Annotated in this window: 17 protein-coding genes; 12 read left to right on the top strand and 5 right to left on the bottom strand. The window is 40.4% G+C overall.

The window, feature by feature from the left end; all coding sequences use genetic code 11:
- Positions 1-212 precede the first annotated feature (212 nt).
- The 6 genes from cysE to nifT all read left to right on the top strand — a co-directional run bounded on the left by cysE (position 213) and on the right by nifT (position 3,541).
- Positions 213-980, top strand: coding sequence for a serine O-acetyltransferase (gene cysE / locus F7734_RS03995; RefSeq protein WP_155743478.1), 768 nt, complete (start codon positions 213-215; stop codon positions 978-980).
- Positions 981-982: 2 nt separating this feature from the next.
- On the top strand, positions 983-1,228 hold the full coding sequence (locus F7734_RS03990) for an Asr1405/Asl0597 family protein (protein ID WP_155743477.1): 246 nt from the start codon (positions 983-985) through the stop codon (positions 1,226-1,228).
- A 53-nt stretch (positions 1,229-1,281) separates the two neighbouring features.
- On the top strand, positions 1,282-1,476 hold the full coding sequence (locus F7734_RS03985) for a DUF2949 domain-containing protein (RefSeq protein WP_155743476.1): 195 nt from the start codon (positions 1,282-1,284) through the stop codon (positions 1,474-1,476).
- A 391-nt stretch (positions 1,477-1,867) separates the two neighbouring features.
- Positions 1,868-3,004 (top strand): homocitrate synthase, encoded by a 1,137-nt coding sequence (gene nifV / locus F7734_RS03980; RefSeq protein WP_155743475.1) that lies wholly within the window; start codon positions 1,868-1,870, stop codon positions 3,002-3,004.
- Positions 2,991-3,284, top strand: coding sequence for a nitrogen fixation protein NifZ (locus F7734_RS03975; protein WP_155743474.1), 294 nt, complete (start codon positions 2,991-2,993; stop codon positions 3,282-3,284). Before nifV ends, F7734_RS03975 begins: the two co-directional genes overlap by 14 nt.
- Positions 3,285-3,337: 53 nt before the next feature.
- Positions 3,338-3,541 carry a putative nitrogen fixation protein NifT gene (gene nifT, locus F7734_RS03970; protein WP_155743473.1) on the top strand — a complete coding sequence of 68 codons (204 nt, stop codon included), beginning with the start codon at positions 3,338-3,340 and terminating at the stop codon, positions 3,539-3,541.
- A gap of 449 nt (positions 3,542-3,990) precedes the next feature.
- On the opposite strand, the gene F7734_RS03960 is transcribed toward nifT, so the two are convergent.
- The 3 genes from F7734_RS03960 to F7734_RS63055 form a co-directional block, all read right to left on the bottom strand.
- Positions 3,991-5,385 carry a hypothetical protein gene (locus tag F7734_RS03960; RefSeq protein ID WP_155743472.1) on the bottom strand — a complete coding sequence of 465 codons (1,395 nt, stop codon included), beginning with the start codon at positions 5,383-5,385 and terminating at the stop codon, positions 3,991-3,993.
- Between the two features lie 256 nt (positions 5,386-5,641).
- Positions 5,642-6,040 (bottom strand): recombinase family protein, encoded by a 399-nt coding sequence (locus F7734_RS61685; RefSeq protein ID WP_207714002.1) that lies wholly within the window; start codon positions 6,038-6,040, stop codon positions 5,642-5,644.
- Between the two features lie 48 nt (positions 6,041-6,088).
- Positions 6,089-6,241 carry a hypothetical protein gene (locus F7734_RS63055; protein ID WP_243146662.1) on the bottom strand — a complete coding sequence of 51 codons (153 nt, stop codon included), beginning with the start codon at positions 6,239-6,241 and terminating at the stop codon, positions 6,089-6,091.
- Positions 6,242-6,637: 396 nt separating this feature from the next.
- On the opposite strand from F7734_RS63055, the gene dps reads away from it, so the two are divergent.
- Positions 6,638-7,213 carry a DNA starvation/stationary phase protection protein Dps gene (gene dps, locus F7734_RS03945; protein ID WP_155743471.1) on the top strand — a complete coding sequence of 192 codons (576 nt, stop codon included), beginning with the start codon at positions 6,638-6,640 and terminating at the stop codon, positions 7,211-7,213.
- Between the two features lie 288 nt (positions 7,214-7,501).
- Here the strand turns inward: dps and F7734_RS03940 are convergent, their stop codons facing one another.
- Positions 7,502-8,035 carry a hypothetical protein gene (locus F7734_RS03940; protein WP_155743470.1) on the bottom strand — a complete coding sequence of 178 codons (534 nt, stop codon included), beginning with the start codon at positions 8,033-8,035 and terminating at the stop codon, positions 7,502-7,504.
- A gap of 421 nt (positions 8,036-8,456) precedes the next feature.
- Here F7734_RS03940 and F7734_RS03935 point away from each other — a divergent pair, with 421 nt between their 5' ends.
- Positions 8,457-8,855, top strand: a complete 399-nt coding sequence (locus tag F7734_RS03935) for a hypothetical protein (protein ID WP_155743469.1) — start codon at positions 8,457-8,459, stop codon at positions 8,853-8,855.
- 296 nt (positions 8,856-9,151) lie between these two features.
- Positions 9,152-9,868: a pirin family protein gene (locus tag F7734_RS03930; protein ID WP_155743468.1), complete on the top strand. Its 717-nt coding sequence runs from the start codon at positions 9,152-9,154 to the stop codon at positions 9,866-9,868.
- Positions 9,869-10,009: 141 nt separating this feature from the next.
- Here F7734_RS03930 and F7734_RS03925 read toward each other — a convergent pair whose 3' ends face one another.
- On the bottom strand, positions 10,010-10,150 hold the full coding sequence (locus tag F7734_RS03925; RefSeq protein ID WP_243146661.1) for a hypothetical protein: 141 nt from the start codon (positions 10,148-10,150) through the stop codon (positions 10,010-10,012).
- A 1,833-nt stretch (positions 10,151-11,983) separates the two neighbouring features.
- Here F7734_RS03925 and F7734_RS03920 point away from each other — a divergent pair.
- The 3 genes from F7734_RS03920 (at position 11,984) to F7734_RS03910 (ending at position 14,647) form a co-directional block, all read left to right on the top strand.
- Complete coding sequence (locus tag F7734_RS03920) at positions 11,984-12,385, top strand: hypothetical protein (protein ID WP_155743467.1); 402 nt, start codon at positions 11,984-11,986, stop codon at positions 12,383-12,385.
- Positions 12,386-12,449: 64 nt separating this feature from the next.
- A complete protein-coding gene (locus F7734_RS03915) occupies positions 12,450-13,397 on the top strand; it encodes a tyrosinase family protein (RefSeq protein WP_155743466.1) in 948 nt (315 codons plus the stop codon).
- A gap of 98 nt (positions 13,398-13,495) precedes the next feature.
- Positions 13,496-14,647 carry an MFS transporter gene (locus F7734_RS03910; RefSeq protein WP_155743492.1) on the top strand — a complete coding sequence of 384 codons (1,152 nt, stop codon included), beginning with the start codon at positions 13,496-13,498 and terminating at the stop codon, positions 14,645-14,647.
- Positions 14,648-14,916: the final 269 nt, after the last annotated feature.

Here is a 14,916-nt window from a genome sequence, read left to right as displayed (position 1 = left end):
CCATAAATACTAGTCCCCCTGCCCTAAAAATACTAGTACCCCTACCCCAACAACAATTTTGAGGCTGCATGGGCTGGGGATTTGAGGCGAGTGAGTACAGCCTTAATCAATCCAATAAATACAATCAGCATCGACGGGACAAGGATTTTTAGAGCCATCTGGTATAAGCAGAAAACATAACCGCATACGGCTCTTTCCACCAAACAGTACCGATGCAACAGTCCCTCGACCATATCCAAAATTCCAAATCTACAAAAATGCCAGGATTTGCCACTGTCAACTTACTCAGAGCGATCTTGACTGGCGTTTTGTTTGAACCACTCTTAACGGATTTTCGCATCATATTTGAGCGAGATCCAGCCGCACGTAACTGGCTAGAAGTGCTTTTTTGCTACCCTGGGTTTCATGCACTTTGCTTGCATCGCATTGCCCACTGGTTACACCGTCAGAAAGTAACTTTTCTCCCCCGTTTTATTTCCTATTTGGGGCGGTTTTTCACTGGAATTGAAATTCATCCTGGTGCAGAAATAGGCAAAGGTGTATTTATCGACCACGGTATGGGAGTTGTCATTGGAGAAACTGCCATAGTCGGAGACTACAGTTTGATTTACCAAGGTGTCACTCTTGGAGGAACAGGTAAAGAAAGCGGTAAGCGCCATCCCACTTTGGGTAAAAACGTTGTTGTAGGAGCTGGGGCGAAAGTCTTGGGCAATATTCACATCGAAGATCGCGTCCGTATAGGTGCGGGTTCGGTTGTTTTGCGGGATGTACCTTCAGATTCTACCGTGGTAGGAATTCCAGGTCGCATTATTTCCCACAAGCAAGAGGAACGCCTTTCTCCTTTAGAACATGGAAAACTACCCGATCCAGAAGCTCGTGTGATTCGCTCATTGGTAGAGCGTATTGAGCGACTAGAACAAAGGCTGCAAACCTTTCACTCATCAGCAAAGGAAAAAGAATTGGTAACTAAGGAACATTAACTATGTTGCAACCTTGTAGAGAGCAAAATTCTTTCGAGCATATTCTTCAGATTCCTGTATGCGATCGCTGGCGAATCTATCACCGCTTGCAAGAATTGATGATTCCCTGTTGGTGTCCTCCTGATGGTTCTCTGCGGGTACAAATTGATGGATGTCTGGCAGCATTTCTCGTTCGCAGTACTGTCTTGCAATTGATAGCAACTCGCCAAGAATTAATTGATTGGTTGGAGCGATGCTGGCAGGCTTAAATGATGGGGTATTGGTGTGTTGCTGATAACTTGTGAGTGTGTGAGATTGAGTTATGAATTCTTACAGTAATACACAATTCATCAATTTTTTACAAAAGGAGCTTTTTCTAACTGTAGGAGATATTGCGATAGCACTGAGAAAACATCAGTTAAATAACGAACCATTAGCGATGCTGCTCTGGCAGTATGGATTAGTTGATATAGAACAGTTAGAACGAATTTTGGATTGGTTGGAGACCAATCAGTGAGCAGTGAACAGTAACCAGTAACCAAATTTGAATTGGTTGGAAGATGAGCAATAAATGAAGATGGATTGCAAATTGTAGTGAGAATAACTGCAAGTGAGCCAACAAAACGATTAAAAAGAGAGAGGTACATTATGATTACGAGTTTAATTGCTGGATTAAGCTTATTAATTTTATCAGGAGTTGCTAATACCTATATTAGCTATTTGCTGTTTGGTGAAGAAAAAGCACCGACAGATAAAAAGAATGTGTAATTGATGATGCTTATACATTACATATTTATGAGGGGAGTTAGTAGTTAGTGGTGAGCAGTTAGTAGTTAGGAGCCACTAACCATTAACAACTAACCACTAACAACTAACCCATAACATTCTTACCTATAGGTTTTCAACTCATGAATCAAATTCTCATTAATGACACTACACTGCGCGATGGCGAACAAGCAGCCGGAGTCGCCTTTAACTTACAAGAGAAAGTCGCGATCGCACAATTTCTCGATGCCATTGGCGTTCACGAGATAGAAGTTGGCATCCCTGCAATGGGAGCGGAAGAAACACGAGCGATATCGGCAATTCGTCACTTAGATTTGCAAGCCAAACTTCTGGGTTGGAACCGTGCTGTTATATCAGATATTGAAGCATCTATAGCTTGTGGATTGAAGCGAGTGCATATTTCCGTACCTGTATCGGGAATTCACATTACGACAAAATTTCAAGGTCAGTGGCGGGTTACACTACAACAACTTAGAGACAGCATTAGCTTCGCTGTTGATAAAGGGCTTTGGGTAGCTGTTGGGGGAGAAGACTCTTCTAGATCTGATGAGAGTTTCCTCCTAGATGTCGCCAACTATGCCCAAGAATGGGGTGCATCGCGATTTCGGTTTTGTGATACTGTTGGCATTCTCGACCCTTTCACCACTTACTACAAAGTTAAGCGATTGGTGACAGCATTAATAATTCCTGTAGAAATACACACCCACAATGACTTTGGGTTGGCTACTGCCAATGCTCTTGCAGGAATTAAAGCGGGAGCCACATCCGTCAATACAACCGTTAACGGACTCGGTGAAAGGGCTGGAAATGCTGCATTAGAAGAAGTTGTCATGTCTCTCAAACGCATTTATGGCGTAAATCTAGGCATTGACACTCCTCGTTTATTAGAGCTATCCCGACTTGTTGCCAGGGCATCAAATTCTACTGTACCGCCTTGGAAAGCAATTGTCGGTGAAAATACGTTTGCTCACGAAGCAGGTATCCACGCTCATGGCGTTTTACAAAACCCCTTAACTTACGAACCTTTTGCTCCGGAAGAGGTAGGTTGGGAACGGCGCTTGGTTGTGGGTAAACATTCTGGCAGACACTTAGTATCGAACGTTTTGCAGCAACACGGTATCTTCTTAAACTCAGAAGAAACCAAATCTGTATTAGAAGCAGTGCGGCAAGAGTCGGTCAAGAAAAAACGCAGCTTAACCGTGCAAGAACTGTTGAATTTAGCAAAAGAGCAACAGAGGTACTCTCATGCAATTGGATGAACTAGAACTGGGTTTAGAACCAGTCTTTGATATAGGAGATAAAGTCCGACTTCGCAAATTAATCAAAAACGATGGCACTTTTCCCGGATTAGAAATAGGAACAGTCCTCGCCAAGAAAGGAGATGTTGGCTATGTCGTCAGTGTAGGTACTTTTTTACAAAGATCCTACATTTACGCCGTTCATTTTCTTCAAACTACCGGGTATGTGGTAGGTTGTCGCAAAGGCGAACTAGAACTTGTTGAAGAAAGCCAAGAAAACGCCTCTCCTGACGGGGAATGAGGACGATTGATTATAGTACATCCATAATACCACTAGAAAGCGGGAAAAATTTCATGAAAGTCATGCTGCGTCAAAATACTGCTGGAAATTTAGTTGTTTACGTTGCTAAGAAAGATTTAGAGGAAGAAGTTGTCAAGCAAACAGAAGGAGCAGACGGCAAGATTTTCACCCTAGCAAATGGTTGGGAACTCTCATTTCCCAATTTGCCAGACCCACTAAAACTACCTCAAACTGTAGAAGCTAGGCGAATTGCGTAAACTGTCATTTGTCCTAAGTCATTTGTCCTAAGTCATTTGTAGTGGCAAAAGACTAAGGACTTAGGACGACTTTTAGAGGTCATTTATAAAGAAAATCTTAAATCCCCAACCTACTTTATAAATCATCTCTTACGAATAATGAGTTAGATCCTGAATATTGGATATTCAGGATGTTTTGGATTCGGAATTAAACATTGGTTCTTGCAATCTACAAGCAAATCTAACGTTTCCAATACAGTGTAGTAGAAAGTCGGGATTAATTGGACAACCCACATTTCTTTACATTTTTGCGTCACCTCTATACAGGTAGCCAGAGCATTGTTTTACTAGAAAACCACTCATCTATTAAAATTGGCATACCGCAATGGTAGCAGCTACCTAAAAAGTAGGTGATTGTCATCCCTCTACACATGGGATTGGTATAAAAGCAATGTAGCTAATACACCAACTTAAACATTACTGCTGAAGCTTTTTGAAATAACAAACTTGGCGTCGGGTTTAGATCGCTGATAGAACCTCATTCCTATATTTCTAGCGGCATTCAATCCCGAATGAATCCAGTATCCGTTCTGGGCAATAGCGTGCAATCCTGGGGTATACTTCTCGTTATTGTATCTTGATAGCCATATTCTCTCATTATTGGCTAGCAAGTCTGCTAATTGATGCTCTGATGTCCTAATTAATGCACTATTATCAACAGCAGAAAACTTTGAAGTATTTTTTGGTGAAACTTTGGAAGTTAAAATATTGAATTTTGTTCTAGCAATATGACTAGTATTATCAACTATTTTAGACTTCAACCAGTATGCACGTTTTTGGTTTGACCTAGCAGAATATTTACCTCTTTGAGGGCGTAGATTGCCTAAGTGTTCAAACACTATCACTCGGCAATGATGCTTGTTGGCAAACTCTGCAATCTGGGATGCAATCCTATAACCCTCACTTTTTTCTCGGTTAGTAATTTTTGACCAAATAGTACAACCAAACCCTTTCCCAACAATACCTGTTTGATTCATCTTTTTTGCAATCTTCCCTATCGCCCTCTTCCTACGTCTGACATGAGAAGCGTGTCCTTTTATGAAGTGTCTCGCTACCTCTTGTACTTCTGAGTTAACGTCGGGTTCTAAAATTGAAAGAATGCAAATTGTGTCGCCATCTAAATCAATATCAACCGAGCAGACTCGCTCGTTTTGTAATGCTTTTAATCCTCCAGTTGCGTCATGATATCTTTCTAAAGTCCAATTTATCCAACAAGAACCATCTCTTTTAACAATAATGGTTGGACAACCTTTTCCCCATGCAGCGTCAAACAAATAAGCCGAATAATTAAATCTTACCCATGCCCAATTGTTATTCTTTCTAATTTTCAGAATGACAGAGTTGCCAGTGTCATCCTTAAACATACTGTATTTGTAATAGGTTGGACTATCAAACACTTCTGTGGGTAGTAGTGGTGGTTTGTGAGGACTGTGTTTCTTATTCTTTTTGAGAGAACGAGCTAACCGTTTCGCCTCACTTACCTCCCAGTTTTTGTAGTTAGAACGCCACGACTTATAATGACCGCAAGCCGTACTAATTACATCCCATCGCAAGTCTCGTGGCATATCCTGATACAGAAAGGGATATTTGGCATTTTCACCTAAAGTTAATTCTTCATAAGCCTGTCGCATCTGGGCTTGAGCAAGATCCACATATTCAGGATGTTGGTTAATCACTTGAATGTAAAAAGCCACACCATCTCTGTAAACTTGAACTGTTTCGTTTAAATCAATGCCATCCCGAATTAACTTAGCTCGTAGAGTTTTTGTCTCTATACGTTTCCCTTTCTGTTTTTTTAATGCCATAACTTTGCTCGACCTCCAAAGCTCGTCTGTCCAATATATTACTATTTGTCTAGTTTGGCAAGACTATTTTGATAATCCTGCTCTACTTTTTTTTCATAGCGCCGCAGAAAATATAATTGGCTGCTAAAACAATGCATTATGGACATGAAGTCTTGCATCAATTCATCATGAGGACTTAGTTTTACCTTGCTAAGTACTACAATTTCACAATCATGAAGATTGCACAGCCATTCAAAAAAATCAAAGCCAAATCTAACTAGTCTATGGTTGTTGCTACAACGATTAAGGAGACTTGCTTTAATAAAACTCGTTCTATTAAGCCTAAGAATTTTTTTCGCTGAAAATTTAATCCAGAGCCTATTTCACTGATACACTCATTGCCAGGGTATTTTTCTTGGAGATACAATAATTGTGCTTGTAAATCATCTTTTTGGCTTTGGGTAGAAACTCGTGCATATAATACAGTTTTTTTATTTCCCGGTAACTGAAGATGTTTTTCAATTGAATTCACATTGTACCTTCGGTGATTGCTACCAGGCATTGTCATGCATTCTATTATCCCTTTGTCAGCTAAACGGCTCAGGGTTTTAGGATGGATATTATATCTTTCGCTTGCTTCTTTAGGTGATAGGTACATATTAGACTTATTGGTCACTTTTATCCCAAAATAGTCTAATATATCCCAAAAATCAATTATTAGGTATCATGTCTGACCAATTAACACTTCATCACCTGCAACTAAAGCAGCTTCGGTTGTCTCTCTTCCTTCGATCTGAATAATTCGCGAATTTGTACACCAAAAAAACCTGATATCATATGGTTCCACATACTCCGGCTTCATTAATTCGGAAAACATGAGGTATTAGACTTACTGACACTAAGCGGCACTCATGTGGAGAATCTTGCTCGAACATTAGGCGTCTTTATGTCAGAAGTCGTTCAGGACTGGATTAAAACTTTACCAGAACCGGAGATTAATCGCCAACCTCTACTCAAAAAAGACGAGGAATGAGCAGATCTCAGCAGAAATCTGTTTGCAGCTTCTAGCCCTACCTACGCCCACAGGTAATCTTTGGATGAGAAGGGAGTTAACTATAAAATATATATTTTACCTATGTATTAATCTAAATTAATTAACAATCATTATAATTCTTTTGGATAAAAATCCATCTGTCAGGAGAAGGTTTCCGAAATCAGACAAATCTTTGTAAACTTAGTTGTATCACGCTGATGAAAGAAACAAACACTTACCATGACTGACAACAAACTTGCATCACGTCTTTATCCAACCCGTATTGACCTTCCTGCAGACGCACGCTCCAAGATAGTTGTAATTCTCAACCAAACCCTGGCAGCCACTTCAGATTTAAAATCTCAAAGCAAGCAAGCACACTGGAATGTCAAAGGGACTGACTTCTATCAATTGCACGAGTTGTTTGATGAAATCGCAGGTGAGTTAGAAGAGTTCATCGATCTATTTGCTGAACGTATCACTGCTTTAGGTGGCTATGCTTGCGGAACTGTACGCATGGCGGCTGCAGGTTCTATTCTGCCTGAGTATCCTACAGAGATTATTGCTGGAATGGAGCATGTCACTGCTTTAGCAGATCGCTTTGGACCTTATGCCAAGCATTTGCGTGAAGCGATCGACAAAACCGACGAGCTAGGTGATGCTGATACTGCCGATCTTTACACTGAAGTTTCCCGCACTATCGACAAGCGCCTCTGGTTCCTTGACGCTCATTTACAAGCAGCTGCAAATACTTCAGCAAATGGTGGTGCTCCTGCTACCGCTCAAAATCTGGACAGAGCTGCTGTTAAAGTGTGAAGTGTAAAGGATAAAGTTATTTCCCAATTTTTTATTTTTCTGTGCCTCTGTAGTTCAATAAATTCTTTTTTAACCGCAGAGGCGCAGAGAGCGCAGAGGAAAGAGCGATTTTTTGTCTAAAAATTTGGTTCATGTTTACAAAGCTAGGTGGGTATTGCCTACCTAGCTTTGTATTTTGGCATCTGCAACATTCTGCCCAAATTCTATCTCATACTAGGTGCTAAGGGAGCGATCGCGTCCACTTCTCCTCACTCGCCAGTCAGAAAAAGTTGCGAGTTAACTCTCATCTTATCGCGTAGTGACAAACTCACCTGTAAAGGAGAATGACCCTCCATTTTGTCCATTGCCTTGTAGTGGATTATCTTCTAACCCAAAAAAACTAAGCTTAATTGTCCCTTCTACCGTTTGAGTTCTCGGATTAAAAGTAGCGCTATAATCATTTCTTGCAATCCCGGTACCACCAGAGTTTGAGATGCTAAAGTTGAATACCCTAGCTGTAATTCCCCTCGTTCCATTACATACCCAAGTGCCCTGAGAAGTGGTAAAACCATTAAACTGACCCAAAATACCACCTTGGTTTGAGTCGCCAACAATTAAGTTGCCTTCTTTTGTCAGAGTAATCAGCGCACGTGAAGCAAAGTTTCCATTAGCATTTTTAATTGTGGTAAGGTATGTACCAGTGACAAAGTTACTGCAACCTGCTTTTTGATAATCATTATCTCCAAATTCAGCCTTTGCCTTGTGAATATTCCAGATATTCAAAATACTGACTGTGGTAAGTATGCCAATTGTTAATCCAACTAAGGTTTTACGAATTTTCATGATGACTCCTAGTAAAGAATTTACGGAACTCTACTTAAAAACATATAGAGAAATGAGATATATTTTTGATAATTTTTGGTTAATGTTTGGTTAAGCTCAAAGCTCATTGCAGGTTAAGCTCAAAGATCGTTGCAATTGATGTGAGGGTCGCTCCTTTATGCGTAATACAGGTAAAGGTCGTGCAGGAAATTAATAAACACCCAAGAAATGTCTGTGGAAACTAAGCACTGTTAACTACATACTTATTTACATCTTTGACAAAATAATATTGTATCTTTTTTCTCTTTCCACTAATAAACGTCTTGAGAAAATGTACGGCATATTGCCGCATTTATCTATGATAAGGAGAGCCTGGAGAAATCGATCCTTCTGGACATGGTAGTGACCCTGTTAACGAGAATGCTGACAGATCCGTCGCACCTTGGCACTGCTTTTGGAAGTTTGTCAAGAGCATTCTATTGAGGGGCTAATTGCTATTGAGTATCTTAAGCAATCAGAAAATGGAACATTACCGAGGTTATATTTACGGAATTCCTTTAAATCAAACTACTGTCTGCAACTAGCGTTCCTCCTATTGACAGAAAAAACAACAGAACTGCCAAAAACAGCGATCGCATACCATTCCTTAAGAAGTGCTTCACTTGGCGAGTATCAACCGATTGCCATCTGTAAAGTTGTTTCAGAAACTTCTGACCTAGTCGAGGCTTTTTTCTTATCACATTTCTCAGCCTACCGAGGTAGAAATTTATCTGCGTCCGTCTGCGTTCATCAGCGGTTAATTTTTTCTGAAAATACCTCACGGAAGTGTGAATCTCCATAATGAAGCTTTTTGTTTAAGACAAATGGTTGCCTTATTTACGCCATGCTGTACTAGGATATTTGTATCACCAAAAAAGTGAAATGATATCACTACAAAAATCGGTAATTTTAGAGTGATAATGGAGTAGTATCTTTTTGGTAAGTACCGCACTTTGAAGTGCGTACTTTTCATTTTAAATATACATAGTTTAAGATAAAGATAGTTAAAAAAGAGTTGCAAGAATATTGGTTGTAATGCTTACTTATTCAAGCAACTTGCAAACATTAATTGTGAATTTTTAAATGGAGGAAAAACTTATGGCTGTTAATTCTAAAACGCACCTTATTCACGATCGCAACGCACGGGGTCAAAGTAAAACTGGCTGGTTGGATAGCCGTCACACATTTTCTTTTGGTGGTTTTTACGATCCAAATCGCATGGGCTTTCGTTCTCTAAGGGTGATTAACGACGATCGCGTTGTTCCTGGTGCGGGTTTTCCAACTCACGGGCATAAAGATATGGAGATTCTCACCTATGTTTTGGAAGGAGCGATAGAGCATAAAGATAGTTTGGGAAATGGCTCAATTATACTTCCGGGCGACGCGCAAATCATGAGCGCTGGTACTGGTATTCTGCACAGCGAATATAATCCTTCTGAAACAGAACCAGTTCATTTTCTGCAAATTTGGATTGTTCCTAACAAGCAAGGGCTGCAACCAAGATACGAACAAAAAAGTTTTCCCATTGAAGAAAAACGTGGAAAGCTGCGTTTGATTGGTGCCAAAGATGGACGTGATGGTGCAGTGACTATTTATCAAGATGTTGATTTATACACATCTATCTTAGATGCTGGTGATGTTATTAACTATCACGTTCAACCCAATCGTTATGCTTGGTTGCACTTGACTCGGGGCGTAGCAACCTTGAACGGAGAAGAACTTAGAGCAGGCGATGGGGTACAAATTAGCGGAGAGGAACAACTTGAAATTACCACAGATGTAGGTGCGGAAATCTTGCTCTTCGATCTACGCTAATGTGTTTGATTGAGATAGTCTTGCTATCTTACGAAACTAAATTAACCTGAGTTCGCTCCCTCATCTCGTTCCCAGCCTCAGGCTGGGAATGCTTTTTAGAGGCTCCGCCTAGTTAATAGGGTGGACTACTAACGTTATTTCTCAACTTTCACTCTCAAAGAGTTTGACAATAGTCGTCATTGGCAGAAACAGGCGGTTAGGATAATCTGGAAACTGAATAAATTCGTAATGTTCGTAAAAAGAGCGTGCTTGGTCATCTTTGGCATAAACAACAACAGCCATTACAGCAATTCCCGATCGCGAAGCGCAAGCTGTACCCAGCTTATCGCAAACAGTTCAAGGACCATACTACCTCGACCCCAAACTGATCCGCGCTGATATTGCTGATTATTACCTAGCATCCATTATCATTGGCGTGGATCGCAATGCCAGACCCACAGGGGAAATTCCTGCTGGTATAGACTTTCAAACGCTACCGAAACCCACCACGCCCCTCGTTCCTGCCATTTCTAGTACACAGTAACTTACACGATCGCTCTCCCGATTTGCCTCAACTCCCACTCGTACAGCGAAGCCGTACTACTTTATCAAAGAGCATTGCAAATTGCTGAACTTAGTTTAGGGATAAATCATCCCAACACAATTAATCCGTGAAAATTTGGGCATTGTATAGTACATAACCTCTATTTCTCCCTCTTTTATGCAACTGCCTGTAAAGATAGGGTATACCTATATTTACAAACAGCGAAGCCGTTTTAATTCTTCTTGCCCTAACCCTCATATACAGTAGATTACAACAAGTGTAAGGTACAGATTGTTGTATGAATTTCCTATTAAAACAAATGGATATCAGTCGTATAAATGTTAGTATTGAGACAAACGCCATTGCCTGATTTAACTTATCCCCAAGCGCTGCAAAAGCCTTTTCTGTCTGTTGCCAAACAGTAACCGCTTCCTCAAACAAACCTGCTTCATAAAGCCTTTTGCCTTGTTCTTCCAACCGGGAAGTATCAGCTTGGGTTTGGACGGTAGAAGTTGATGCTCCAACTTGGTTAGCAACTAGAATTATGTCAACCGACTTTTTCCTACTTTTTAAGTATTGTCGCTAATTCGTTTAAATAAAATATCCTATTTTTACCCATTGCACTCTAAAAAAATCATGAGAGTATAGTGACAAAAAATTGATTTATGCAGTTCTTGAAATTTTTTGTGCTGAAAAGAAGGTGAATGTTATGAGTAAAAATACTATTAATCTACTTCTTTATTTATCTATAGAAGATGAGATAAAAGAGGTAGTAACGCTCACTAAAAGTAACTCACGACTCTAGCAGTAGTGTTGATAGCGTCCCAATACTACTCGGTTAAGATATAAATTCCAAAACATGTAGGTTGGGTTGAGGAACGAAACCCAACATCTAAAAGCATTTGTTGGGTAACGCTTGTGCTCAACCCAACAAAGCTAAAATTCTCAGCCCTTGCAGTATTGGATAGCGTCCAGCAATTGTAAGAGGTAATGACAGTGACTAGAAGGTATTCATTTTGGAAATAGGCAGTCGTAATCGTTACAGTAGCATTGCTTTGTACTGACAATTGGTAGTGGTGTCAATTTGAAGTAAAAAGGTGACAATTGATACGATTGTCACCCTTGCGTCGATCGCAATCTTTAGGAGGCTAGGACAACGAATTTATTTCAATAATAGTGCTCGTACCTCATACTGGAACACCTTAAACATAAGGTTTATTTGAATACATACAGTTAGAATCTTGTCAATGCGTATGTCTTATATTTCTGTTTACAGGTCACTACACTTAGATAAGTAGTTTCAATATCAATATCTATCTATAGATAGATATTGATATTGAAACTACTATGTCATTATTGCTACATTCTAAATAAAGCAGTTAGTGCCGAAATATAAACTTTGCAAGGTAAGCGTAAAATATGCATTCGTAAGAATTACGGTAATTGACATTGCTGTGAAGTTTCTAAACAACCTAGTGTGAGATTACCCTATATAGGGAAATTTGACTAAACTCCGCTTAACTACTTGGAATTTAGAATTCTCTCAAGGACTTTCGTAACAAATTAGTGAATTGTATTCAAAAGGAAAATAGATGTTTTCTAATTTTTCTCGCCGTCAGCTTTTAAGCTTAATTGGTTTTGGAGTTACTGGAACTGTAGTAGCCGGAAGTGTTCCATTTCTGGGCAAGTTCTTTGCTAGTAAAGCCCAAGCTCAAGAAACCGAGGAGTTCGTATACAAAGGCAGGAAATATAGAATTGTGACCAATCGAAATTTAGGTAGACCTGCATCTGTAGACAATACATTTGATACGTCTGAGCAGCTATTTCTTGATAACAAACAAATTAATATTACCCGAAATAAGATAACACAGACATATATGACACCTCTTTTATTTGGTCAGTTTAACTCGCCCCATGAAATAGCCAAAAGGTTAATAGACCAGGGAATAAAGTTTCCTAGTGGTGAGGTAAAGCTAGATCCTAATGTTGATTGAAAATACTTGGCGTAAGCATTTAAGGAATTGAAGAAACAAATGTTGCAAAAAATTGAGGTAGAAGATGAAGAATATTAGAAAAAATGTCAGGGATCTGAGTAGCACTGAAAAACAAAACTACATTGAGACAGTCAAAGCAGTCAAAGCTAGTACTAGTCGTACTACTAACCGTAGTATTTATGATGAGTATGTGCTTTGGCATATTTTAGCAACAGAACGCGAAGACCCAAACGATCCCAGGCATTTCCGGAATGCTGCTCACGCGGGTCCGGCGTTTCTTCCTTGGCATCGCTATTATCTTTACAGATTTGAGCGGCAATTACAAAAAAAGATACCTGGTGTAACAATTCCTTACTGGGACTGGACCCAAGATGCTGACGATCCTTTCAATTCACCAATTTGGGATGCTGACTTTATGGGAGGTAATGGTGACCCTGAGGATAATAACTTAGTTAAGACCGGTCCATTTGCAACCGATCGATGGATAACCATTAATTTAGATGGCAGTCCTAAGGGAGGCATACAACGCGAGTTTGGTAAATTCATCAAAGGACTACCAACTCAAACAAATGTGAGGATCGCGATTGAAGAAACTCCTTACGATCGAGAACCATGGAGCGTAGATAGCAGTCCCAGTCATCGCAATCGGCTTGAAGGCTTCCTCCCTGAGGGCGGGGCATTTAATCCAGACGGAACACTGAATGTTGCTCCAGACGGAACATTTGTTCTCGAATTACACAACCAAGTTCATGCATGGATCGGAGGCGATATGTCAAATGTGTTTATTTCACCAAACGATCCAGTTTTTTGGCTCCATCATTGCAACGTAGATCGGCTCTGGGCAATATGGCAAGAAAAGAACCCAAGCCAAGGATATTTACCTACTGGTGAAGGACCAGAGGGACACAATCTCTACGACCTCATGTATCCCTGGGATGGGCAAACTGTCAAGCTAAAGGCTAAACCTGCGGATGTTTTAGATTCAAGAAAACTCGGCATTTACTACGCTTAGGTAAAAAGGGCACACAAATAAAATCTGCCTGATAATACGATCGGGTGCAGGAGGCAATAGGATTTGGGATAATTCACTCAATCACTCATAATATTTCAATGTGGATTGCGATCGCTCTGTGTTTCTATGCCTTTATAGCCATTGGCATTGCGGAAGGAGGGTTAGGTGTTTTGATCCCCTCTATTCAGGAAACATACAACTTAACTTCTGCTAGCATCTCCCTCCTTTTCCTCAGCCAAGTGACAGGGTATATTTTTGCAGCATTAGCAAGCAGTCTGTTGAGTAGCAGTATGGGAATGGCGCGGATGTTACTGCTAGCATCCACTATTCTCACCTGCGCCCTTGTGACTTATGCCCTCAGCCCTGATTGGTGGTTAATGGTTGCTACAGGAACATTTCTCGGTCTGGGAATTGGTCTAATTGATGCTGGTATTAACAGTTATATTGCTAACGAACAACAGCAGGCTGACTTAATGGGGCTGTTACACGCATTTTATGGTATCGGGGCTTTGTTAGGTCCAGCCGTAGCTACCACACTTCTAGCATTTAACCTGCAATGGAGAGGTATTTACCTAGTTTTTGCAACGTTTGTCGGGATAATGGTAGCAGGAATGCTTTGGGCTGTGGTGTATAACTACAGACCTTTGAATAAGCGCGTACAAGTGACGGAAACGAATGCGATCGCTAATCTGCGTGTAGCCCTGACAACTCCTATTGTATTTCTAGCAGCACTGTTCTTACTGATTTACGTAGGTACGGAAGTTTCACTTGGAAACTGGGCTTATAGCGTACAAAGTCTCAGCCGTGGCACGCCAAAATTGCTTGCAGGTTACAGTGTCAGTGGTTATTGGGTAGGGCTTACCCTTGGACGTGCAGTGACAGGACGTATCGTTAATCGGTTAGGTGCTGTTCGTACTCTTGATAGTTCCTTGCTACTGCTTGGGCTTGGTTTAGTGGCTTGGTGGTTACTACCAAATCAATTACTGAGTTTACCAATTATTGGCTTTGCACTAGCTCCTATATTTCCGCTAACAATATGGTTGATGCCGCAACGAGTACCAGAAGCGATCGTTCCAGCTGCAATTGGATTTATGACAAGCGTTGCGAGTTTGGGTGCAGCAACTATTCCCTCTGCCGTTGGTACTTTAGCAACGCGTTTTAGCTTGGAAATTATTCCAGTTTTGATGCTTCCTCTCGCAGTAATTATGGCGATTTTGCATCGTTTGTTGATACAGTGTCAAGTTAGGTAAACTATATTTTTTACTTAATAAAAATTTCTAGTATAGGCTTTCTCAGTCTAATGAGGTACACCCCCCTTTCATCCCCCCGTTGTAAGGGGGACAGAGGGGGGTAATTTTTGTACTTCACTAGGTTGAAATTTGCTGTACAGAGAATGCATACTACCAACAACACCAAAAACAACTTACTAAAGATTGGTATTGACAATCATCAAGCATTTTTAGTTCAGTCTTTAGTTAGAAAATTAATCAACCCTAAGACTTATATCCTTTTGCCAACA

This window comes from Scytonema sp. UIC 10036, from assembly GCF_009725235.1.
Note: the sequence above shows the minus strand (reverse complement) of the source record. Positions and strands in the feature narration are given on the sequence as shown.